Annotated in this window: 24 protein-coding genes; 10 read left to right on the top strand and 14 right to left on the bottom strand. The window is 69.0% G+C overall.

Annotated features, from left to right (window positions below; genetic code table 11):
- Nucleotides 1–35: 35 nt before the first annotated feature.
- Nucleotides 36–1445 (top strand): 2-polyprenyl-6-methoxyphenol hydroxylase-like oxidoreductase, encoded by a 1410-nt coding sequence (locus tag JWP83_RS00920; protein WP_297724771.1) that lies wholly within the window; start codon nt 36–38, stop codon nt 1443–1445.
- Here the strand turns inward: JWP83_RS00920 and JWP83_RS00915 are convergent.
- The 6 genes from JWP83_RS00915 to carD form a co-directional block, all read right to left on the bottom strand.
- Entirely contained in the window at nt 1442–2389 is a 948-nt protein-coding gene (locus tag JWP83_RS00915) for a glycerophosphodiester phosphodiesterase (RefSeq protein ID WP_297724768.1), read from the bottom strand. The genes JWP83_RS00920 and JWP83_RS00915 overlap by 4 nt on opposite strands.
- Nucleotides 2390–2469: 80 nt before the next feature.
- Nucleotides 2470–3399: a 23S rRNA (guanosine(2251)-2'-O)-methyltransferase RlmB gene (gene rlmB, locus JWP83_RS00910; RefSeq protein WP_297724764.1), complete on the bottom strand. Its 930-nt coding sequence runs from the start codon at nt 3397–3399 to the stop codon at nt 2470–2472.
- Nucleotides 3400–4806 (bottom strand): cysteine--tRNA ligase, encoded by a 1407-nt coding sequence (cysS, locus tag JWP83_RS00905; RefSeq protein ID WP_297724761.1) that lies wholly within the window; start codon nt 4804–4806, stop codon nt 3400–3402.
- A 48-nt stretch (nt 4807–4854) separates the two neighbouring features.
- Entirely contained in the window at nt 4855–5334 is a 480-nt protein-coding gene (ispF, locus tag JWP83_RS00900; protein ID WP_297724802.1) for a 2-C-methyl-D-erythritol 2,4-cyclodiphosphate synthase, read from the bottom strand.
- A 5-nt stretch (nt 5335–5339) separates the two neighbouring features.
- Nucleotides 5340–6038: a 2-C-methyl-D-erythritol 4-phosphate cytidylyltransferase gene (gene ispD / locus JWP83_RS00895; protein ID WP_297724758.1), complete on the bottom strand. Its 699-nt coding sequence runs from the start codon at nt 6036–6038 to the stop codon at nt 5340–5342.
- A 16-nt stretch (nt 6039–6054) separates the two neighbouring features.
- Nucleotides 6055–6543 carry an RNA polymerase-binding transcription factor CarD gene (carD, locus tag JWP83_RS00890; protein ID WP_067110494.1) on the bottom strand — a complete coding sequence of 163 codons (489 nt, stop codon included), beginning with the start codon at nt 6541–6543 and terminating at the stop codon, nt 6055–6057.
- 299 nt (nt 6544–6842) lie between these two features.
- On the opposite strand from carD, the gene JWP83_RS00885 reads away from it, so the two are divergent.
- Genes JWP83_RS00885 through disA form a run of 3 tightly spaced genes read left to right on the top strand, consistent with a single transcriptional unit; the run spans nt 6843 to nt 9936 of the window.
- On the top strand, nt 6843–7361 hold the full coding sequence (locus JWP83_RS00885; RefSeq protein WP_297724750.1) for a hypothetical protein: 519 nt from the start codon (nt 6843–6845) through the stop codon (nt 7359–7361).
- A gap of 58 nt (nt 7362–7419) precedes the next feature.
- Nucleotides 7420–8835, top strand: coding sequence for a DNA repair protein RadA (gene radA, locus JWP83_RS00880; RefSeq protein ID WP_297724746.1), 1416 nt, complete (start codon nt 7420–7422; stop codon nt 8833–8835).
- Nucleotides 8836–8862: 27 nt separating this feature from the next.
- Nucleotides 8863–9936 (top strand): DNA integrity scanning diadenylate cyclase DisA, encoded by a 1074-nt coding sequence (disA, locus tag JWP83_RS00875; RefSeq protein WP_297724743.1) that lies wholly within the window; start codon nt 8863–8865, stop codon nt 9934–9936.
- Between the two features lie 6 nt (nt 9937–9942).
- On the opposite strand, the gene JWP83_RS00870 is transcribed toward disA, so the two are convergent.
- Nucleotides 9943–10758, bottom strand: coding sequence for a hypothetical protein (locus JWP83_RS00870; protein WP_297724740.1), 816 nt, complete (start codon nt 10756–10758; stop codon nt 9943–9945).
- A 125-nt stretch (nt 10759–10883) separates the two neighbouring features.
- A complete protein-coding gene (locus JWP83_RS00865; RefSeq protein WP_297724738.1) occupies nt 10884–11501 on the bottom strand; it encodes a carbonic anhydrase in 618 nt (205 codons plus the stop codon).
- Here JWP83_RS00865 and JWP83_RS00860 point away from each other — a divergent pair.
- The 3 genes from JWP83_RS00860 (at nt 11500) to JWP83_RS00850 (ending at nt 13558) form a co-directional block, all read left to right on the top strand.
- Nucleotides 11500–12399 (top strand): A/G-specific adenine glycosylase, encoded by a 900-nt coding sequence (locus tag JWP83_RS00860; RefSeq protein WP_297724735.1) that lies wholly within the window; start codon nt 11500–11502, stop codon nt 12397–12399. The two genes, JWP83_RS00865 and JWP83_RS00860, sit on opposite strands and share 2 nt — an antisense overlap.
- Before the next feature lie 150 nt (nt 12400–12549).
- Nucleotides 12550–13005, top strand: coding sequence for a hypothetical protein (locus tag JWP83_RS00855; RefSeq protein ID WP_297724730.1), 456 nt, complete (start codon nt 12550–12552; stop codon nt 13003–13005).
- Nucleotides 13006–13048: 43 nt separating this feature from the next.
- Nucleotides 13049–13558, top strand: coding sequence for a GMC family oxidoreductase (locus JWP83_RS00850; protein ID WP_297724727.1), 510 nt, complete (start codon nt 13049–13051; stop codon nt 13556–13558).
- On the opposite strand, the gene JWP83_RS00845 is transcribed toward JWP83_RS00850, so the two are convergent.
- Nucleotides 13542–14309, bottom strand: a complete 768-nt coding sequence (locus JWP83_RS00845) for an alpha/beta hydrolase (protein WP_297724724.1) — start codon at nt 14307–14309, stop codon at nt 13542–13544. The two genes, JWP83_RS00850 and JWP83_RS00845, sit on opposite strands and share 17 nt — an antisense overlap.
- Nucleotides 14310–14372: 63 nt before the next feature.
- Between JWP83_RS00845 and mhuD the strand changes: the two genes are divergently transcribed.
- Genes mhuD through JWP83_RS00830 form a run of 3 tightly spaced genes read left to right on the top strand, consistent with a single transcriptional unit; the run spans nt 14373 to nt 16864 of the window.
- On the top strand, nt 14373–14693 hold the full coding sequence (gene mhuD / locus JWP83_RS00840) for a mycobilin-forming heme oxygenase MhuD (RefSeq protein WP_297724721.1): 321 nt from the start codon (nt 14373–14375) through the stop codon (nt 14691–14693).
- Nucleotides 14668–16032 (top strand): serine hydrolase, encoded by a 1365-nt coding sequence (locus JWP83_RS00835; RefSeq protein WP_297724718.1) that lies wholly within the window; start codon nt 14668–14670, stop codon nt 16030–16032. Before mhuD ends, JWP83_RS00835 begins: the two co-directional genes overlap by 26 nt.
- Nucleotides 16033–16036: 4 nt before the next feature.
- Nucleotides 16037–16864, top strand: coding sequence for a hypothetical protein (locus tag JWP83_RS00830; protein WP_297724715.1), 828 nt, complete (start codon nt 16037–16039; stop codon nt 16862–16864).
- Here JWP83_RS00830 and JWP83_RS00825 read toward each other — a convergent pair.
- The 5 genes from JWP83_RS00825 to JWP83_RS00805 all read right to left on the bottom strand — a co-directional run.
- Nucleotides 16796–17347: a histidine phosphatase family protein gene (locus tag JWP83_RS00825; protein ID WP_297724712.1), complete on the bottom strand. Its 552-nt coding sequence runs from the start codon at nt 17345–17347 to the stop codon at nt 16796–16798. The two genes, JWP83_RS00830 and JWP83_RS00825, sit on opposite strands and share 69 nt — an antisense overlap.
- Nucleotides 17344–18135, bottom strand: a complete 792-nt coding sequence (locus tag JWP83_RS00820; protein ID WP_297724709.1) for a CbtA family protein — start codon at nt 18133–18135, stop codon at nt 17344–17346. Before JWP83_RS00820 ends, JWP83_RS00825 begins: the two co-directional genes overlap by 4 nt.
- Before the next feature lie 20 nt (nt 18136–18155).
- The gene (locus tag JWP83_RS00815; protein ID WP_297724799.1) at nt 18156–18371 is read right to left on the bottom strand and encodes a CbtB-domain containing protein; all 216 of its coding nucleotides are present in this window, start codon (nt 18369–18371) and stop codon (nt 18156–18158) included.
- A 149-nt stretch (nt 18372–18520) separates the two neighbouring features.
- Nucleotides 18521–18901, bottom strand: a complete 381-nt coding sequence (locus JWP83_RS00810; RefSeq protein ID WP_297724706.1) for a YbjQ family protein — start codon at nt 18899–18901, stop codon at nt 18521–18523.
- A gap of 78 nt (nt 18902–18979) precedes the next feature.
- A partial coding sequence (locus JWP83_RS00805) for an AAA family ATPase (RefSeq protein ID WP_297724703.1) occupies nt 18980–20354 on the bottom strand: 1375 nt, incomplete at its 5' end.

Below are 20354 nucleotides of genomic sequence, written 5' to 3'. Positions count from 1 at the left end.
TTTTGTCAGCTAGTGGCTCGGCGGAGGCGGTGGGCATGGACAACACCAAGGACAAAATCGGCAGCCACGCGGTGGTGCTGGGAGCCAGCATGGCCGGTCTGCTGGCCGCGCGGGCGCTTGCCGACTTCTTCGACAGAGTCACGGTGGTGGAGCGCGACCCGCTGTCCGACGCCGACGCCGCTCGCCAAGGTGTGCCGCAGGGCCGGCACCTGCACGCGCTATTGGCCCGCGGCGCGCAGGTGATCGAGGAGCTGTTCCCCGGAATCCTCGACGAGCTGGTCCTCGACGGTGCGCAGCACTTCGACGGCGGGGACCTGTCGCGGCTGCACTACTGCGTCGGCGGGCACCTGTTGGTGCGCCGCGGCAGCGCCCCGGCGTTTGCCGCGTACTGCGCAACCCGGCCCTTCCTGGAGGGTCACGTCCGCAGGCGACTGCGCGGCATCGCCAACGTCACGCTGCTCGACGAGCACACCATCGTCGCGCTGACCTCGACGTCCGACCACCAGCGCGTGACGGGCGCGCGGGTACTGAGCCGCCGCACCGGCGAATGCACCGCGCTGGGCGCCGACCTGGTCGTCGACGCCACGGGGCGCGCCGCCCACACCCCGGCCTGGCTGGACAGCCTGGGCTACGACCGTCCGCCCGAGGATCGTGTGGTGGTGCACCTGGCCTATGCGAGCCAGCTGCTGCGCATGGCAACCGATGCGCCGCACGAACTCGGTTTCCTCGTCGGGATCGCGCCGGGCAGACCGAGAGGGGTCGGCCTGCTCCACTGCGAGAACGACCTGTGGCTGTTGACCGTCATGGGCATCGCCGGTAGCGAAGCGGCCTCCGACCTTGGGGCAATGTGCGACTTCGTCGAGGACTGCGCACCGGCCCAGCTGCTCGCCGCGGTGAGAGACGCCGAACCCGTCGGCGAGCCGGTGCGCCACAAGATGCCGTGTAGTCGATGGCGCCGCTACGACAAGATGCGGTGTTTTCCCGAGGGCCTGCTGGTCACCGGCGACGCGATCTGCAGCTTCAACCCGATCTACGGCCAGGGCATGACGGTGGCCGCGCTCGAGGCGTTGGCATTGCGCGACTGCTTGTCGCGCGGCACTGGGGATTTGGCACCGCGCTTCTTCCGCGCCGCAGCGGCGCCGATCCACCAGGCCTGGCAACTATCGGCGAACCCCGACCTCGCCCTGCCCGAAATCGACGGCACGCCACCGCTGGTCGCGCGGTTGCTCAACGGATATCTCGATCGCGTACTCGCCGCAGCCGAATCCGACACCGTGATCGTCGATCAGTTCGTCAGAGTGACCTCGCTGTTGGACCCCGCGACCCGGCTGCTGCGTCCGCAGGTGATCTGGCGGGTCCTTCGCGCGAACCACCGCAGACGCCGTCAAGGCATCGAACACCTTGGCGCGGCTGACGGGGTGCTAGCCGACAGCCTGCCGCGCTAGACCCGGCGGAACACAGGAGGCAGCGGCATGCCGAGGCCTGCCATAACGCCGCGCGCCAGCGTAGGGAAGTCGGTGATGATGCCGTCGACGCCGTATCCGATCTGCTCGCGCATGGCGTCGGCGTCGTTGACCGTCCAGGGAATGACCTGGAGGCCCAACGAATGCGCGTGGTCGACATAGGGTTTGCCGGTGACCAGCGCGTACCTGGGCGAGACGATGTTGGCGCCCACCATCAGCGCCCCGATCATCGGGTCGCCGACGACGGCGGCGTCGATTCCGTTCAGCCACGGTGAATCCGCCGCCCACGTCTCCTCGTCGTACAAGGCCACCAACGGAATTGACGGCTCAGCCCGGTGCACCACGGGCAGGGTGCGCCAGTCGAAGCTCTCGATCTCCACGCGATCGAGCTTGCCGCCCGCCCTGACCGCGGTCAGTATCACGTCGACGAATTCCTGCGGTTCCGCCGACGCGCCCGGATTGTCGGCCTCCACCTTGGTTTCGACGTTGTAGCGCACGCCGGCCCGATACGAGTCGGCGAGCGCGAAGACCTCCGGCAGTGTCGCTATCTTGTTGCCCCGGACCACTTCAGCGTTGGGAAACTCGGCGAGCCGCTTGCCACAGTCGAGCGTGCGGATCTGGACCAGGGTGAGCTCGTGGACCAGCTTTCCGACGTAGGGATATGCGAGGTCGCCGGCGAACGCCGGCCCGGTGTCGGCGCACTTGTCCGCATCGATCGTCGGGTCGTGCCACACCAGCGGCTGGCCATCCTTGGTGATGCCGATGTCGAGTTCGAGTGTGCTGACGCCCAGTTCGAGCGATTTGGCGAACGCCCGCAGCGATTCCTCGGTCGTCTCGCCGCGCCCGCCGCGGTGGGCCTGCAGATCGAACCCGGAGGCTTGCGCAGCAGCCGGCGATGCAAGCAGCACTGCCAGCGCCAGCGCCACGGCCAAGATCCGCGAGCAGACGCAAAACCTCCCAAATCCTCGGCGTGTCGGGGACTTTTGCGTCTGTTCGGCCAGAGAACTCAACCCCTGCGCTGGCGGGCGATTTCGGCGAGCACCACCCCGGCGGCCACCGAGGCGTTCAGCGATTCAGTCTGGCCCGCCATCGGGATCGAGACCACCTCGTCGCAAGTCTGCCGCACCAGCCGCGACAGGCCCTTGCCCTCCGAGCCGACGACCACCACCAGCGGGTCGGTGCCGTCCAGCTCGTCGAGCGCGGTGTCGCCGTCGGCGTCCAGTCCGATGACGCGCAACCCGCCGTCGGCCCAATTCTTCAGCGCCCGAGTGAGATTGGTGGCGCGCGCCACCGGCACACGGGCCGCGGCCCCGGCGCTGGTGCGCCAGGCCACCGCCGTCACCGAGGCCGATCGCCGCTGCGGGATCAGCACGCCGTGGCCGCCGAACGCGGCGACCGAACGAACGATGGCGCCGAGGTTGCGGGGATCGGAGATGTTGTCCAAGGCGACCAGCAGCGCGGGCGGCGAGTCGGCCGCGGCCGCGAGCAGGTCGTCGGGGTGCGCGTAGTTGTAGGGCGGCACCTGCAGCGCGATGCCCTGGTGCAGGTGGTTGGCGGTCATCCGGTCCAGGTCGGTGCGCGGCACCTCGAGGATCGCGATGCCCAGATCCGCGGCGCGGGTAACGGATTCGGTGAGCCGCTCGTCGGCCTCGGTGCCGAGGGCGACGAAGAGCGCCGTCGCCGGGACACCGGCGCGCAGGCACTCTAGCACCGGGTTGCGGCCCAGCACCGTTTCGGTCTCGTCGGTGCGCTTGGCCGGGCGGCGGGGCTGCGCGACGGCGCGCCTCGCGGCGGGGTGGTTGGGGCGCAGGTGCGCGGGCGGGGTGGGGCCCCGCCCCTCCAGCCCACGGCGGCGCTGGCCGCCCGAGCCGACGGTGGGGCCCTTCTTGGTGCCGGATTTGCGTACCGCCCCCCGGCGCCGCGAGTTACCGGCCATCTACTTGCCGTCACCGCCCAATGTCCACTGCGGGCCGTCGGCGGTGTCGGTGACCTCGATGCCGGCGTTCTTGAGCCGGTCGCGGATCTCGTCGGCGAGCGCCCAGTTGCGTTGCTGGCGCGCCTTTTCCCGGTTTTCCAGCTCGGCCTGCACCAGCACGTCGACCGCGGACACGGCGGCCGACGTCTCGTCGCGGCATTCCCAGCGCTCGTCGAGCGGGTCGCAGCCCAGGATGCCCAGCATCGCGCGGATCGCGCCGGCGTGCTTCAGTGCGCCCTCGTGGTCGCCGGCGTCGAGTGCCCGGTTCCCCTCGGCGCGGGCGTGGTGCACCTCGGCCAGCGCGATCGGGACCGCCAGGTCGTCGTCGAGCGCCTCGGCGAACTTCGGGGTCCATTCGCCCGGCTCGACGGCACCGACCCGGCTGCGGACGCGATGCAGGAACTCCTCCACCCCCACATAGGCTTTCACCGCGTCCTGAAGGGCGGTTTCAGAGAACTCCAGCATCGACCGGTAGTGGGCGCTGCCCAGGTAGTAGCGCAGTTCGGCCGGGCGCACGCGCTGCAACATCGCCGGTATGGCCAGCACGTTGCCCAGCGATTTGCTCATCTTCTCGCCGCCCATGGTCACCCAGCCGTTGTGCAGCCAGTAGCGGGCGAAGCGGTCCCCGGCGGCACGGCTCTGCGCGATCTCGTTCTCGTGGTGCGGGAAGACCAAGTCCATCCCACCGCAGTGGATGTCGAATTCCGGTCCGAGGTAGGTGCGGGCCATCGCCGAGCATTCCAGGTGCCAGCCGGGGCGTCCGCGGCCCCACGGAGTGGGCCACGACGGCTCGCCCGGCTTGGCGGCCTTCCACAGGGTGAAGTCGCGCTGGTCGCGCTTGCAGGTGGCCACGCCCTCGCCCTGATGGACGTCGTCGATCCTGTGCCCGGACAACTGGCCGTACTCCGGGTAGCTGAGCACGTCGAAGTAGACATCACCGCCCGACGCGTACGCGTGGCCGGTTTCGACCAGGCGTTCCATCAATTCGACCATCTGGGTGATGTGGCCGGTGGCGCGCGGCTCCGCCGACGGTGGCATGACGTCCAGGGCGTCGTAGGCGGCGCTGAAGGCGCGCTCGTAGGTGGCCGCCCACTCCCACCACGGCCGCCCAGCGGCGGCGGCCTTGTTCAGGATCTTGTCGTCGATATCGGTGACGTTGCGGATGAACGCGACGTCGTAGCCGCGCGCGATCAGCCAGCGCCGCAGGATGTCGAAGGCCACCCCGCTGCGGACGTGCCCGATGTGGGGCTGGCCCTGAACCGTGGCACCGCAGAGGTAGATGGAGACGTGCCCGTCGCGCAGCGGAACGAAATCACGCACGGCACCGGCTGCCGTGTCGTGTAGCCGCAGGCGGGCGCGATCGGTCACGACGTGCCAGCTTACCGGGTACTTCCGATGCGCCCGGCCACGCGCGGCTTAGCCGGTCGGGAATACCAGCGCGGTGGCGATGGCGGCCAATCCCTCGCCCCGCCCGGTGAGGCCCAGCCCGTCGGTCGTCGTCGCCGACACCGAGACCGGCGCGCCCAGCAAGCCGGACAGCACCTCCTGCGCCTCGGCGCGCCGCGGACCGACCTTCGGCCGGTTGCCGATCACCTGCACGGCGGCGTTGCCGACCCGATAACCCTGCCGCGATATCAGGTCGACGACGTGCCGCAGCATGTTGGCGCCGCTGGCGCCTTCCCAGCGCGGATCGTCGACCCCGAACACCGCGCCGACGTCGCCCAACCCGGCGGCTGACAACAGCGCGTCGCAAAGCGCGTGCGCGCCCACGTCGCCCTCGGAGTGGCCGGCGCAGCCGTCTTCGCCGGGGAACAGCAGCCCCACCAGCCAGCACGGCCGTCCGGGTTCGATCGGGTGCACGTCGGTGCCCACGCCAACCCTTGGAAGGGGAAGCAGCTCGGTCACCGCCGCACGACCGCTTCGGCCAGCAACAGATCCAGCCGGGTGGTGATCTTGAATGCCAGCGGGTCGCCGCCGATCACCTGCACCTGGCCGCCGAGGTGCTCGACGAGCGACGCGTCATCGGTGAAATCGGCGGCATCCGCCTGCTCGTAGGCGCGCAGCAGCAGATCGGTGGCGAAGCCCTGCGGCGTTTGCACGGCACGCAGGCCGGCCCGCTCAGGCGTCCCCAGGACCACCCCGTCGGCATTCACGGCTTTGATGGTGTCAGACAGCGGCAGCGCGGGCACGACGGCCACGTGGCCGCACCGCAACGCCTGAACCACCCGCACGATCAGCCCGGGCGGCGTCAGCGCCCGGGCGGCATCGTGGACGAGCACGAACTCGACCGCCGAGGGCACGGCCGATAGCGCCAGGCGCACCGATTCGGTGCGGTCGGCCCCGCCGGCGACGACGGTGGCTCGGTCACCCAGGAGCTGCCCGGCATGCTCGATGCGGTCGGATGGGACAGCCACCACGACATGGTCGACAACCCCGGACTCGAGCAGGCCGGCGACGGCGCATTCGAGCAGCGTGCGCCCGTCGATCTCGCAGAACGCTTTGGGGATGCCGGCGGCCAGCCGCGCTCCCGACCCGGCGGCCGGGACAACCGCAACTACTTTGCCCGGGGTGCCGGAATCTTCGGAATAACCCCCGACCACAAGAGCCTCAGGGCCTTCAGGAAGCGGCGGCCAGAACCTCGTCGAGGATTGTCTCCGCCTTGGCGTCGTCGGTGCTCTCGGCCAGCGCCAACTCACCGACCAGAATCTGGCGGGCCTTGGCCAGCATGCGCTTCTCGCCCGCGGACAGGCCGCGTTCCTGGTCGCGCCGCCACAGATCGCGCACTACCTCTGCCACCTTGTTGACGTCACCGGAGGCGAGTTTTTCGAGATTGGCCTTGTAGCGGCGGGACCAGTTGGTGGGCTCTTCCGTGTGAGGAGCGCGCAACACCTGGAAAACCTTGTCCAGGCCTTCCTGGCCAACGACGTCGCGGACGCCCACGTACTCGGCATTGTCGGCGGGCACTCGAACGGTCAGATCTCCCTGCGCCACTTTCAAGACGAGATACTCTTTTGGTTCCCCTTTGATGGTGCGGGTTTCGATCGCCTCGACTAACGCAGCACCGTGGTGTGGATAGACAACGGTGTCGCCGACCTTGAAGATCATCAGATACGAGCCCCTTTCGTTACTTCATCCTAACACGGCGGCCCAAGCCTTGCGGAACAACGGTGCAGGTCAGGGGCACAACACGCGCAGATTAGGGGTTGACAGGCGGAGCAAGACGTGCAGGGGACACAATACGCCCGTCCCTATTCGACACCAGCAAGCACCCTCCCGGGCCCTGCCGTGCTGGTCTGGCGCCCTGCGCTACCGCTCCGGAGACGTTCCTACTACTGTGCATAGTTGCATGGTCGAACCACTGACATTGGTGGTCGTGGGGGCGCGAGCCGAGCAGGAGGCATTGAGTGAACCGCTTCGCCGTCGTCGGTCTGGTCGCTCTGGTCGCTGCCTTGCTCAGCGGTTGCGGGGCCGGTCAGATTTCCCAGATGTCCACCCAGGAGCCCGCCGTCAACGGCAATAAGGTCACGATCAACAACGTGGCGCTGCGCGACGTCCGCATGCAGGCCGTCCAGACCGGCGCCTTTCTGGAGCCGGGGCGGACGGTGAACCTGGTGGCGGTCGCCGTCAACCAGTCGCCGGACGTCGCGGACCGGCTGATCAGCATCACCAGTGAGGTCGGTGCGGTGACGATCGACGGCGACGGCCGGCTGCCCCCCGGCGGCAAGCTGTTCATCGGCGTGCCCGACGGCCAGAGCGTGGCGCCGGGGCCGCTCGAGCCCAACAACGCGGTCAAGGCGACCGTCGCCCTGGCCAAGCCCATCAGCAACGGCCTGACCTACAAATTCACCTTCAATTTCGAGAAGGCCGGGCAGGCCGACGTGCTGGTCCCGATTTCGGCCCCATTAGGGCCGCAACCGGTCTGAGCCGGTCTCACCGGCCTGTCACACCCGGCTTGTCGCACCGGGCCGATACCGTCATGACGTGGCACATGCGCGCTCCCAATACCGCTGCTCGGAATGCCAACATGTCACCGCCAAATGGGTGGGACGCTGCCTGGAGTGCGGCACCTGGGGCACCGTCGACGAGGCGCCGGTGCTCGCCGCGGTCGGTGGCGCCGGCCGTCGCGCCGCCCTGGCTTCGGCGTCGGCTTCGCCGGCCGTTCCGATCAGTTCCATCGAGCCGAACGTCAGCCATCACCGCTCGACGGGCATAGGCGAACTCGACCGGGTGCTCGGCGGCGGCGTGGTGCCCGGCTCGGTCACGCTGCTGGCCGGCGATCCCGGCGTGGGGAAGTCGACGTTGTTGCTCAAGCTCGCGCATCGCTGGGCCCTGTCGGGCCGGCGGGCGCTGTACATCTCCGGTGAGGAGTCCGCCGGCCAGATCCGGCTGCGCGCCGACCGGATCGGCTGTGGCGGGGACGAGGTGTACCTGGCCGCGGAGTCGGACCTGCACACGGTGCTCCAACACATCGCGACGGTCCGGCCCGCGCTGGTCATCGTGGACTCGGTGCAGACCATGTCCACCACCGAGGCCGACGGCGTCGCCGGTGGCGTCACGCAGGTGCGCGCGGTCACCGCTGCGCTGACCGCCGCCGCGAAGGCCAACGGCGTCGCCCTGATCCTCGTCGGCCACGTCACGAAGGACGGGGCCATCGCCGGACCGCGCTCCCTGGAACATCTCGTCGACGTGGTGCTGCACTTCGAGGGCGACCGCAACGGCACGCTGCGGATGGTCCGCGGGATCAAGAACCGGTTCGGCGCCGCCGACGAGGTCGGCTGTTTCATGCTGCATGACAACGGAATTGAGTGTGTCGCCGACCCGTCACACCTGTTCCTGGATCAGCGGCCGGCGCCGGTCGCCGGCACCGCGATCACGGTGACGCTGGACGGCAAGCGACCGCTGATCGGCGAGGTCCAGGCGCTGCTGGCGACCCCGTCGGGCGGCTCGCCGCGCCGCGCCGTGAGCGGCATCGACCACGCCCGGGCCGCGATGATCACCGCCGTCCTGGAAAAGCACGCCAAGCTGAACATCGCCGCCAACGACATCTACCTGTCGACCGTCGGCGGCATGCGGCTGACCGATCCGTCCTCGGATCTCGCCGTCGCGACGGCGCTCGCCTCGGCGTACGCGAACCTGCCGCTGCCCACCACGGCGGTGATGATCGGCGAAGTGGGGCTCGCCGGTGACCTGCGACGGGTCGCCGGCATGGAACGGCGGCTGGCCGAAGCCGCGCGGCAGGGCTTCAACATCGCGCTCATCCCGCCGGGCTGCGAGGAGCTACCGGCGGGCATGCGCGCGCTGAGCGCACCCACCATCGTCGCCGCGCTGGAGCACATGATCGACATCGCCGACCACCGCTCCGGCGCGCCCCCCGGGCCGCAACGGCTGGACGTGTAGCACGACGTGGCCGCAGAATGACACGCTGTGACCCGTCCGACACTGCGTGAGACCGTCGCCCGCCTGGCGCCGGGCACCGGGCTGCGGGATGGCCTGGAGCGCATCCTGCGCGGCCGTACCGGGGCGCTGATCGTGCTCGGCAACGACGAGAACGTCGAGGCCATCTGCGACGGCGGCTTCGCTCTCGACGTCCGGTACGCGCCGACACGGCTGCGCGAGCTGGCCAAGATGGACGGCGCCGTCGTGCTGTCCACCGACGGCAGCCGCATCGTCCGCGCCAATGTGCAGCTCGTTCCGGATCCGTCGATACCCACCGACGAATCGGGAACCCGCCACCGCTCGGCCGAGCGGGCCGCGATCCAGACCGGCTGCCCGGTGATCTCGGTCAGCCACTCGATGAACATCGTCACCGTCTACGTCGCCGGCGAGCGCCACGTGGTGGCCGATTCCGCGACCATCCTGTCGCGGGCCAACCAGGCCATCGCGACGCTGGAACGGTACAAGACCAGGCTCGACGAGGTCAGCAGGCAGCTGTCCCGAGCCGAGATCGAGGACTTCGTCATCCTGCGCGACGTGATGACGGTGGTGCAGCGGCTCGAATTGGTCCGGCGCATCGGCCTGGTGATCGACTACGACTGCGTCGAGCTCGGCACCGACGGGCGCCAGTTGCGGCTGCAGCTCGAGGAGCTGTTGGGCGGCAACGACATCGCCCGCGAACTGATCGTGCGCGACTACCACGCCAGCCCCGACCCGCTGTCCGAGGCGCAAATGACCGCGACCCTGGACGAACTGGACGCCCTGTCAGATACCGAACTGCTCGATTTCACCTCGCTGGCAAAGGTTTTCGGATACCCGACGACAACCGAGGCGCAGGATTCGGCGCTGAGCCCGCGCGGATACCGCGCGATGGCCGGCATCCCCCGGCTGCAGTTCGCCCACGCGGATCTGCTGGTCCGGACGTTCGGAACCCTGCAGGACCTGCTGGCGGCCAGCGCCAACGACCTGCAATCGGTGGACGGCATCGGCACGATGTGGGCCCGCCATGTGCGGGAGGGGTTGTCGCAGCTGGCGGAATCGACGATCGCCGACCCGCTCAGCTGAGCTCGCTCAGCCCGCGGGAGAGGGACCCGGGGCGAACCCCGGCGGTCCCTCCGGCGGCGGCGCGAGAGCCGGCTGACCCGGCTGACCCGGCACCGGTCCCGGCGCCGGTGGCGGCTGATTCAGGATGAACGGGACCGGCATGGAGCGCAGGTTGCCCAGCTGCACGACGAGGTTGTAGGTGCCGGGCCCGATCGCCGGCCGCGGCAGCGGGCAGTGCGGCGCCGACCCCATCCCCGTCCAAGTGACCGCCGTCGTCACCTGCTCGCCCGGCGTGAAGGTCTTGACCAGGGTCTCGTTGGATGGCGCGCAGTCGAGGTTTGACCACAGCCGCTTGTTGTCCAGCGAGTAGACGTAGGCGGCGAGCACCGCGGCCCCGACGTCGCGCTTGCAGGACACCAGGCCGATGTTGGTGACGACCATGGTGAACTTCGGCTGGTCGCCGATGAAGTACTGGGGCGCGTTGGTCAGACCCTTTACGGCCAGCGTCGAATCGGGGCAGTCGTCGCCCTCCTTCAGCACCGGCGGCGGCTGCACCGCGGCGGTGGGTGTCGGCGACTCCGGGTTCTGCCCCTGCGGCGCCACCGGAGTGACGCCCTCCTGCCCCGCCGGGGGAGGCGCCTGAGTCGCGGGCGCGGCCGGCTTGCTTTCAGCGGAGTTGGGCTTGCCCGCGGTGGCGGGTTTGGCGCCGGCGCTGTGGCTCATGAAGGCGATGATCGTGGCGGCCACGACCCCGATCACGACGACCGCGATGCCCAGGGCCAGGCCCCTGCGCCGCCAATAGATCTCGGTAGGTAGCGGGCCACGCGGTTCCACATCTAGCACGATCACACCGTAGGTCCAGGTCACACGGATTTGTTCGATCCGCCTCGGCGTGTCGCCCTGTTTGCTGGCCGGCCGCCGTGTAAGCGACCGCCGGGGAGTCGGCGGCTATTCGCCGCTATAAGCCGCTATTCGCCTATGTCGCCGACGTGGTCGACCAATGCCGCCCGCCCATCGGCGAGGTGATAGGTGACGCCCGCGAGGGCCAGCGTGCCCGCGGACACCCGCTCGGCGATCGCCGAGGAACGCGCCATGAGCTGGGCCACGGTTTCGCGCACATGTCGTTCCTCGAACTCGTCTACGCGGGTCAGGCCGTCGCGGCGGCCCATCAGGATCGACGGCGCGACCCTCTCCACCACGTCCCGCACGAACCCCGCCGGAATGGCGCCGTCGTCGATCGCCCCTATCGCGGCCTTGACCGCGCCGCAGCTGTCGTGGCCCAGGACAACGATGAGCGGCGCGTTGAGCACCGTCACCGCGTACTCGATGGAGCCCAGCACCGCCGAGTCGATGGCCTGACCGGCGGTGCGAACCACGAACACGTCGCCGAGGCCCTGATCGAAGATCAGCTCCGCGGCCACGCGACTGTCCGCGCAACCGAAGACGATCGCGTGCGGCTTCTGACCGGCGGCCAGGCTGGCCCGATGGTCGACGCTCTGGCTGGGATGCTCGGGCCTGCCGGCGACGAATCGCTCGTTACCCTCTTTGAGTGCTTTCCACGCGGTTACCGGGGTCGTGTTTGGCATGGTGCACATCATGCCGGACCCGCTCATGATGGTCCCCCCAAACGAGCTCATCGACTGGTACGAGCGGTCGCGGCGCGAGTTGCCCTGGCGAGAAACGGGTGTCACCTCGTGGCAGATCCTGGTCAGCGAGTTCATGCTGCAGCAGACGCCGGTGGCGCGGGTGCTGTCGATCTGGCCGGATTGGGTGCGACGGTGGCCGACCCCGTCGGCGACCGCAGCCGCCAGCGCCGGCGATGTGCTGCGGGCCTGGGGCAAGCTGGGCTACCCCAGGCGGGCCAAACGCTTGCACGAATGCGCCACCGTCATCGCGCGCGACCACGACGACGTGGTCCCCGATGACATCGAGGTCCTGGTCACCCTGCCCGGCGTCGGTAGCTACACCGCGCGGGCGATCGCGTGCTTCGCCTACCGCCGGCCGGTGCCGGTGGTGGACACCAACGTGCGCCGGGTGGTGGCCCGCGTGGTGCACGGGCTGGCCGACGCGGGGGCGCCGTCCGCGGCGCGCGACCACGCCGATGTCTCGGCATTGCTGCCGGATGACGAACGGGCGCCGACGTTTTCGGTGGCACTGATGGAGTTGGGCGCGATCGTGTGCAGCGCGCGAGCGCCGCGATGCGGGTTGTGTCCGCTTCGCGAGTGCGCTTGGCGGCGTGCCGGTTATCCGCCGGCGCAAGGGCCGGCCCGCCGGGTGCAGACCTACGCCGGAACCGACCGCCAGGTCCGGGGTCGGCTACTGGATGTGTTGCGCGCCAGTGATTGTCCGGTAACCCGGGCAGAGCTGGACGTGGCGTGGCTGACCGACACCCAGCAGCGTGACCGCGCACTGGATTCGCTGCTTGCCGACGGCCTGGTGACCCGGACCGTCGACGGCCGGTTCGCGCTGGCCGGCGAGCAATAGCGAGAGCGCCGCGGCGAGCACGGTCGGCCCAGCGCCGCAATAACGGCTCTTCGTCGCGACCGTTACCGCGAACGCCGTTCCTGCGCAACCCAACACGCCGCCAGGCGGACATTCCACGTGAGACTCTAATCCGCGTCATACCCTGCCGATGTGCCCAGCGAGGAGGCCGCACCGGGATCCCGCTCGTCGCCGGTGTCCCGGCGCGCGGTGCTCGGCGGGCTGAGCCTGCTGCCGCTGGCCGCCGCCATGCGGGGCACGCTGCCCGCCGCTTCGGCCGACACGGGCTACCGATTCCTGACGCCGCACCAGGCCGCGGTGCTCGACGCCGCCACCCGCCGCCCGATCCCGGGGCCGCAAGACTGCCCGGTCGAGCTCGGTCCCGGGGCGCACGAGGCGAACGTGGTCAACTACCTGGACCGGATGCTGTCGGTCTTCGACGTCAGGCGCCCCGGGGACACCCAGCCGCGGGGATACACGGCCGCCGAGGTGGAAGCGGCCCAATGGGATTTGGTCGTCGTCAGCGACATCATCAATCGCCTGCGCCGCGGGGGCTGGGAGCAGGTCATCTCCAAATTGGGCGGAAGGGGCGGCGTGAGTGCCGGCTAAGGCGGTCATCGTTGGCTCCGGCGCCGGCGGGTCGACGGTGGCAATGGAGCTCGCCGAAAACGGCTGGGACCTGATGCGCGCCTCGCTGCTGCGCGACCGGCTCGCCGGCGTGAATTTCATCGGCACCGACCTGCCCTATTTCGCCAACAACGTGACCCTCGACCCGACGGTCACCGACCTCAACGGCCAGCCGGTGGCCCGCCTGACCTGGGCGCCGGGCAGGCACGAGGCGGTCGCGCAAGCGTTTTTCCTGGTGCCCATCACAGCGATGATGGCGGCGGCCGGTGCGACGCTGTTCGCCGCCGTCCCGGACGGTCTGGAGAGGAAGCTGGGGGGCGGCACTCCGCCGAACACCAAGCACGTCATGGGCGGGATGCAGATGGGCATGTCCCCGGCGACGAGCGTTCTCGATCCGAACGGGCGAATGCATCAGATGGACAACGTCTTCGTCGCCGACGGCAGCGTGTTCGTCACGTCGGGCTGCCAGAATCCGACCAACACGCTCATGGCGGTGGCGCTGCGCACCGCGCGCGGGCTCACCGGCCGGCGGTGACCGCCAGGAAGGACTCCACGGCTTCGCGGTATTGCCGCGGCGCTTCGTCGTGGATCAGGTGACCGGCCTGTTGGACGTGCAAATACGTTGTCGGAGAAGAGGTTTTGGTCATCGCGTGCATCTGGCCCGGCGGGGTTACGGAGTTGCCGGCTTCGATGAGCAGCGCCGGCGCCCGCACGGCCCTCCACTGCGCCCAGTAGTCCCGGGTACCCCATTCGGCGGCGATCTCGATCCATCGTGAGGCATCCCCGTGCAGCCGCCACCCGCGTTCGGTGCGGTCGAAGGCGTCCAGGAAATACCGCCCGGCGACGGGTCCGAACTCGTCGAATACTTGCTCGGCAGAGTCGAATTCGACCGGAAGGGCATGCAGCCAGGGCTCCCACGGCCCGGTGGTGCGGCCACGGAAGTCCGGCGCCATGTCCTCGAGCACCAGCGCCGACACCAGATCCCGACGCTCCGCGGCGAGGCACCACGAGTGCAGGGCCCCCATCGAATGCCCGACCAGCCTGGCCGGCGCCCCCAGGGCGGCGACCGCGTCGACCAAATCGGCGACGAAGCGTTCGGTGCTGATCGGGTGTGGATCCTCGACGTCACGCCCCCGGTGCCACGGGGCGTCGTAGGTGTAGACGGTGCCCAACCGGGCCAGCCACGGCAGCTGGCGCGACCAGGTGGTGCCGCGGCCCATCAGGCCGTGCACCAGCACCAATGGCTCGCCCTGCCCCCCCAGGCAGGTCAACAGATCGCTGGGCATATCACCATCTTGCGTGGCCCGCCCGGGAGTCGGACGAGGGGACGGGCACGGTAGCCTAGCGGAATGCCGCAAGTGGTGAAGATCAATGCAATCGAGGTCCCCGCAGACGCCGGCCCCGAACTGGAGAAGCGGTTCGCCCACCGCGCGCACGCCGTGGATAACCAACCCGGTTTCCTTGGCTTCCAGCTGCTGCGCCCGATCAAGGGTGAAAACCGCTATTTCGTCGTGACGCAGTGGGAGTCCGAAGATGCATTCCAGGCGTGGGCGAAGGGGCCCGCGATCGAAGCCCATGCAGGCGAGCGGGCCAACCCGGTAGCGACCGGGGCATCGCTGCTGGAATTCGAGGTCGTGATGGACGTTGCCGGCAGCAAGCAGGGTAGTTAGCGACCGCTCGGCTCGGCGCCGCGTGGCGGCGCTGGGCGCCGCCGCCGCACTAGTGGTGACCCTGGCGCCGGGTTGCGCGCCCTCCCCTGCCCCGCACGCGAACGCCTCGAACCCGGGCCGGCAGATCGACACCCGAACGCCTCCCGGTGTCCGGGCGCAGCAGACCTTGGACATGCTGAACTCGGACTGGCCGATCGGCCCGGTCGGGGTCGGCACCCTCGCCGCGCCCGAGAAGGTCGAGTCGGTCGAAACCACCATGGAGGGACTCTGGTGGGATCGCCCCTTCACCCTCGACGGCGTCGACATCGGCGCCAGCGTCGCCACACTGCACCTGGTCTCGTCTTATGGCGCGCGGCAAGACATCCGGATCCACACCGACGACGACGGCCGGGTCGACCGGTTCGACGTCGACACCCAGGCGCCGAAGATCAACTCCTGGCGCGACGTCGACGCCGTGCTGAGCAAGACCGGCGCCCGCTATTCCTACCAGGCCGCCAAGGTCGACAACGGTCACTGCGACGCGGTGGCGGGCACCAACACCGGCGAATCACTGCCGCTGGCATCGATTTTCAAGTTGTACGTGCTGCACGCGCTGACCGGCGCCGTCAGAAACGGAACGGTGTCCTGGGACGATCAGCTCACCGTCACCGACAAGGGCAAGGCGGTCGGCTCGTCGGGCCTGGAACTGCCTGTGGGAGCCCATGTTTCGGTTCGCACGGCCGCCGAGAAAATGATCGCCACCAGCGACAACATGGCCACGGACCTGCTGATCGGAAGGATGGGAACGCACGCGATCGAGGAGGCGCTCGCCACGGCCGGCCATCACGATCCGGCCAGCATGACACCGTTCCCCACGATGTATGAGCTGTTCTCCGTCGGCTGGGGCAAACCGGATCTGCGTGACCAGTGGAAGCAAGGGTCCAAGCAAGTCCGCGCCCAGCTGCTGGAGCAGGCGGATTCCAATTCCTACCAACCCGACCCGACCCGTGCCCACACCCCGGCCTCGGCCTACAGCGCGGAATGGTACGGCAGCGCCGAGGACATCTGCCGAGTCCACGCGGCGCTGCAAGCCGACGCGGTCGGCCCGGCCGCACCGGCCAGGCAGATCCTTTCCGCGGTGGCCGGCATCCAGCTGGACCGCAACGTCTGGCCGTATATCGGCGCGAAAGCCGGTGGCCTGCCCGGCGATCTGACGTTCAGCTGGTATGCCGTGGACAAAAATCAGCAGCCTTGGGTGGTGAGCTTTCAACTGAACTGGCCCCGCGATCACGGTCCCACGGTGACGGGCTGGATGCTGCAGGTCGCCAAGCAGGCCTTCGCGCTGATCGGGCCCCGATAGCGGTGTGAGCGCCCGCGAATCGCTTCTGGACACCTTTCCGGGACGCCTGTTCATCAAGCACATGCTGTCCGTCCAGGGCTGGGGTATGCCCGAGAGCCTGATCGGGGCCGCGTCGTGGGCCATCAGCCGCTATCTCTACTCCGATGGTTGGCTCGGGGTGACGCATTTCGATGTGAACGAACCGCAGCTACGCGAGTCCGCCGCGGTGGGGCTCGCGGCCTTGACGGCGCTACCTACGTTTGACTCGCCGCAGATCCATCAGGGAACGATCGGCGAGTTGCGCGCGCCACACATCAGCAATCGGGAGCCGTTGAGCGCGTTGCCCGATGGCGCATTCTGGACATCCACTCCGATCACCGAGGACGAGGACTCGTGGACCGTGAGCGGCGAGAACCTGAGGCGCGAAAGGCCCCGCTGGGAAGTGCATTTCGACGTCACCCGTGTTCGCGTCGCGCGGATCGATTCGGCCCGCGATTGGACCGACTTGATCGACTCGAACACCGCCACGGGGAGCGACCCCAAGTACCCGGACTGGCCGGCGATCGCGGAGTCCTGGGATGCGGTACACGTGTCGCCCGCCGGATTGCTGCTGGCCCATCCCACGATCTCGACCACCCGGTTCAGCTCCAACGATGGATCCGGATCCGCACACAGCCAAGCAGGACCCTATGCGAGCGTCGCGGCCTGGTCCGCGGTGTCTACGGCCTGGCTGCGCGAACCGCCCAGCGTGGAGCTCAGGCCCGCGCCCGCCGCCACCAGAAACTCACAAGCGCAGCGTCCAGCGGCCGCTGCGGAAATGCAGTACGGTGCGGCTCACCGGCGCAATGTCTAAGCGCCAGAACGATTCCGGGGGTGAGCCGAGGCTGCGCAGGATGGCGGCCCGGATCACCGCCGGATGCGTCACCGCCACCGTGGGCGAGGTTTCGCCGGTCAGGGACTCGAGCCAGCCAGCCACCCGCCCCATCAGGTCGACGATCGACTCACCGCCGTGCGGCGCCCGCGCCGGAGCGGTCAGCCAGGTCTGGAGGTCCGCGGGGCCGACGGCCCGCAGCGTCTGCCCGCACCACCGTCCGCAATCGAGGTCGGCAAGCCGCGGCTCGGTTGTGGCGCGCAGGCCCAGCAGTTGCGCGGTTTGGCGGGCGCGTCGCTCGGGTCCCGCGAGTTGACGCGTGCCGCCGTTGATATCAAGGCGGCCAGCCTTCTTCGCCTGCCGAAGTCCGATGCCGTTGAGGGGCTCGTCGGCGGGAAAGCGCCCACCCGCCATGGCGTCGGTCATCGCGTGCGACACCAGGGTCAGGCGGATCACGTCGGTCACGTCGACAGGCTCGGTTCCCGTCCGCTGCCGGCCCGCTCCCCCAGCAGCCGGCCGGCAAGCGTCGCGAAGACCACGCCGATGGCCGCCCACAGCACCAACTGCGCACCCAGCGAAAGCACCCTGAATTCGTAAAGGACATCGGCGGGAAAGCCGGGATAGATGATCGCGCCCGAGGCGTCGCGCAACGGTAACGGCGTCTCGTCGATGGAAGGTAGCGGCACCGCCACCGCGGCGATCGCTACCACGTAGGCCGCCGCCGCGAGCAGCCCCCCGTTCCACGCGCCGAGCCGGGCGGCAAGCCGTCGGGCCAGCCACACGGCGGCGATCGCCAGCGCCACCGAGGCCAGCACCATCACCAGGTACCAGCCGGTGCGGGCCCCGATCGTGTCCGCCTGGCCCACCGCCGGCGGATTCGGCGGGTATTTCACGAACGGCACCAGGTACACCGCAGCGAACGCGCCCGCCGCCAGGAGCGCCGAAAGTGACCGCGGCCCAATGCGTCTCGCGCGAGCGGAGACCACACAGAACGATACGGAAAACAGCGCTCCCATCGCGATGCCGAAGTTCAGCACGCCGAAACCCAGTCCGGCGTTGGCCTGCACGCCGCGGGTGAACAACTCGGCGCCGTGCTCGTGCACGCCATGCGCGTCCAGGACGTCGCTTCGCCCCTCCTCAAAAGCGATCGCGCGGCCGATGACCGGCTCGGCGCACAGGCGGGCGAACAGGAACGCCAGCACCGCGCCGACGGCCCCCGCCAGGAGACCGCGTGCGATCAGACGCTTCTCCACGCTGCCGGGTCTTTCCCGGTTTAATGGCAGGGGAAGCCGAGCAGATGGCGCGCGTCGTGTACGAACTCGTGCACGTGGGAGTCGCTGCCGAACACCGACACCGCGCCCTGATCGACCCCGACGAAGTACAGCGCCAACAGCGCCAGGAATGCGGTCGCCGCCAACCAGAGCGCGGCACTTGCCGCCGATAGATCAACCGATCGGGTACGGGTGCTGGGTAGCTGGGGATTGGACACCTTGGACAACATCGGACTCCTTCCGGGGATAACGCGTCCCCGCTGCGGATGACGGGCTACGGGTCTGACTTTCGACAGTGGCGCGACCGTTCTGGACTCTCACCAGATTCCGTGTCCCGTCAGGAACAGCTGTTAGTGTAGACCGCGCGTCAATGCTGGGGCGGCGTGGCGCCGTAGCCCAGCTGGCTCGCCGTGTACTTGGCGCCATCGGTGACCGGGACCGCCTGGACCGCCGTGCCGTAAGCACAGATCTCCGTCCACACGTCGCCGATTTCGGTGGTGTCGAAACGCATCGCAACGATCGCGTTGCCGCCGCGGTTGCGCGCCTCGGCGATCAGCCGTCCCATCGCCTCGTTGCGGCTGTCGGCGAGATTCTTTGTCATCCCTTGCAGCTCGCCGCCGAACATGGCCTTGAAGCCCGCGCCCATCTGGGAGAACGCATTTCGGGAGCGAACGGTCAGCCCGAACACTTCGCCGCACACGCGCTGGATCTCCCAGCCCGGGAGGTCATTGGTGGTCACGATCAGCACAGGCGGGCCCTTCTTCTAGAGCGCAGCAAAAACGGGCGGCAGCCCCGTGAGAGACTAACCGCCCGTTTCCGCTGACCGCTACTGCGTCTCGGGTGCGCTGTGGGCTCCGGCTTTGGCCAGATCCGGCTCGGGCGGCGGCTTGCGGGTCCCGGTGAACGTGAACGCCGCGTCCTCGCCGGCGCCTTCCCCGTCCCAGTTGTCCACGTCGACGGTGACGACCTGTCCGGGTCCGACCTCCTCGAAGAGGATCTTCTCGGAGAGCTGGTCCTCGATCTCGCGCTGGATGGTGCGCCGCAGCGGGCGAGCACCCAGCACCGGGTCGAAGCCCCGCTTGGCCAGCAGGGACTTGGCCTTGTCGGTCAGCTCCATCGCCATGTCCTTGGTCTTGAGCTGCTTGCCGACGCGCTCGATCATCAGGTCGACCATCCGGATGATCTCGTCGCGGGTCAGCTGGTGGAAGACGATGACTTCGTCGATGCGGTTGAGGAACTCCGGCCGGAAGTGCTTCTTGAGCTCGTCGTTGACCTTCTGCTTCATCCGCTCGTAGTCGTTCTCACCGCCACCCTGCGTGAAGCCCAGGCCGACCGGCTTGGAGATGTCGGACGTGCCGAGGTTGGAGGTGAAGATCAGCACGGTGTTCTTGAAGTCCACCGTGCGGCCCTGGCCGTCGGTGAGCCGGCCGTCCTCGAGGACCTGCAACAGGCTGTTGTAGATCTCCTGGTGCGCCTTCTCGATCTCGTCGAACAGCACCACCGAGAACGGCTTGCGCCGCACCTTCTCGGTGAGCTGGCCGCCCTCCTCGTAGCCGACGTATCCCGGCGGGGCGCCGAACAGCCGCGACGCGGTGAACCGGTCGTGGAACTCGCCCATGTCGATCTGGATGAGCGCGTCGTCGTCGCCGAACAGGAAGTTGGCCAGCGCCTTGGACAGCTCGGTCTTACCGACACCGGACGGGCCGGCGAAGATGAACGAGCCCGACGGGCGCTTGGGGTCCTTCAGCCCGGCGCGGGTGCGGCGGATGGCCTTGGAAACGGCGCGCACGGCATCCTGTTGCCCGATGATCCGCTTATGCAGTTCGTCTTCCATCCGCAGCAGCCGGGTGGTCTCGGCCTCGGTGAGCTTGAACACCGGGATACCGGTCCAGTTACCCAGCACCTCGGCGATCTCGTTGTCGTCCACCTCGGCGACCACGTCGAGATCGCCTGAACGCCACTGCTTTTCGCGCTCGGCGCGCTGGGCCACCAGCTGCTTCTCCCGATCGCGCAGGCTGGCCGCCTTCTCGAAGTCCTGGGCGTCGATCGCCGATTCCTTCTCGCGGCGGGCATCGGCGATCTTCTCGTCGAACTCGCGCAGGTCTGGCGGCGCGGTCATCCGGCGGATCCGCATCCGCGCGCCCGCCTCGTCGATCAGGTCGATCGCCTTGTCCGGCAGGAACCGGTCGTTTATGTAGCGG

It is taken from the genome of Mycobacterium sp. (assembly GCF_025965855.1).
Taxonomy (GTDB): domain Bacteria; phylum Actinomycetota; class Actinomycetes; order Mycobacteriales; family Mycobacteriaceae; genus Mycobacterium.
This window is presented reverse-complemented; position numbering and strand designations above follow the sequence as displayed.

Excerpts from the sequence above, each read along its gene's own strand:
- mhuD (WP_297724721.1), top strand. The coding sequence starts at position 14,373 with ATGCCGCAAGTGGTGAAGATCAATGCAATCGAGGTCCCCGCAGACGCC.
- JWP83_RS00845 (WP_297724724.1), bottom strand. The coding sequence starts at position 14,309 with ATGCCCAGCGATCTGTTGACCTGCCTGGGGGGGCAGGGCGAGCCATTG.
- JWP83_RS00860 (WP_297724735.1), top strand. The coding sequence starts at position 11,500 with ATGGTGCACATCATGCCGGACCCGCTCATGATGGTCCCCCCAAACGAG.
- JWP83_RS00850 (WP_297724727.1), top strand. The coding sequence starts at position 13,049 with ATGGAGCTCGCCGAAAACGGCTGGGACCTGATGCGCGCCTCGCTGCTG.
- carD (WP_067110494.1), bottom strand. The coding sequence starts at position 6,543 with ATGATCTTCAAGGTCGGCGACACCGTTGTCTATCCACACCACGGTGCT.
- JWP83_RS00865 (WP_297724738.1), bottom strand. The coding sequence starts at position 11,501 with ATGCCAAACACGACCCCGGTAACCGCGTGGAAAGCACTCAAAGAGGGT.
- JWP83_RS00920 (WP_297724771.1), top strand. The coding sequence starts at position 36 with ATGGACAACACCAAGGACAAAATCGGCAGCCACGCGGTGGTGCTGGGA.
- rlmB (WP_297724764.1), bottom strand. The coding sequence starts at position 3,399 with ATGGCCGGTAACTCGCGGCGCCGGGGGGCGGTACGCAAATCCGGCACC.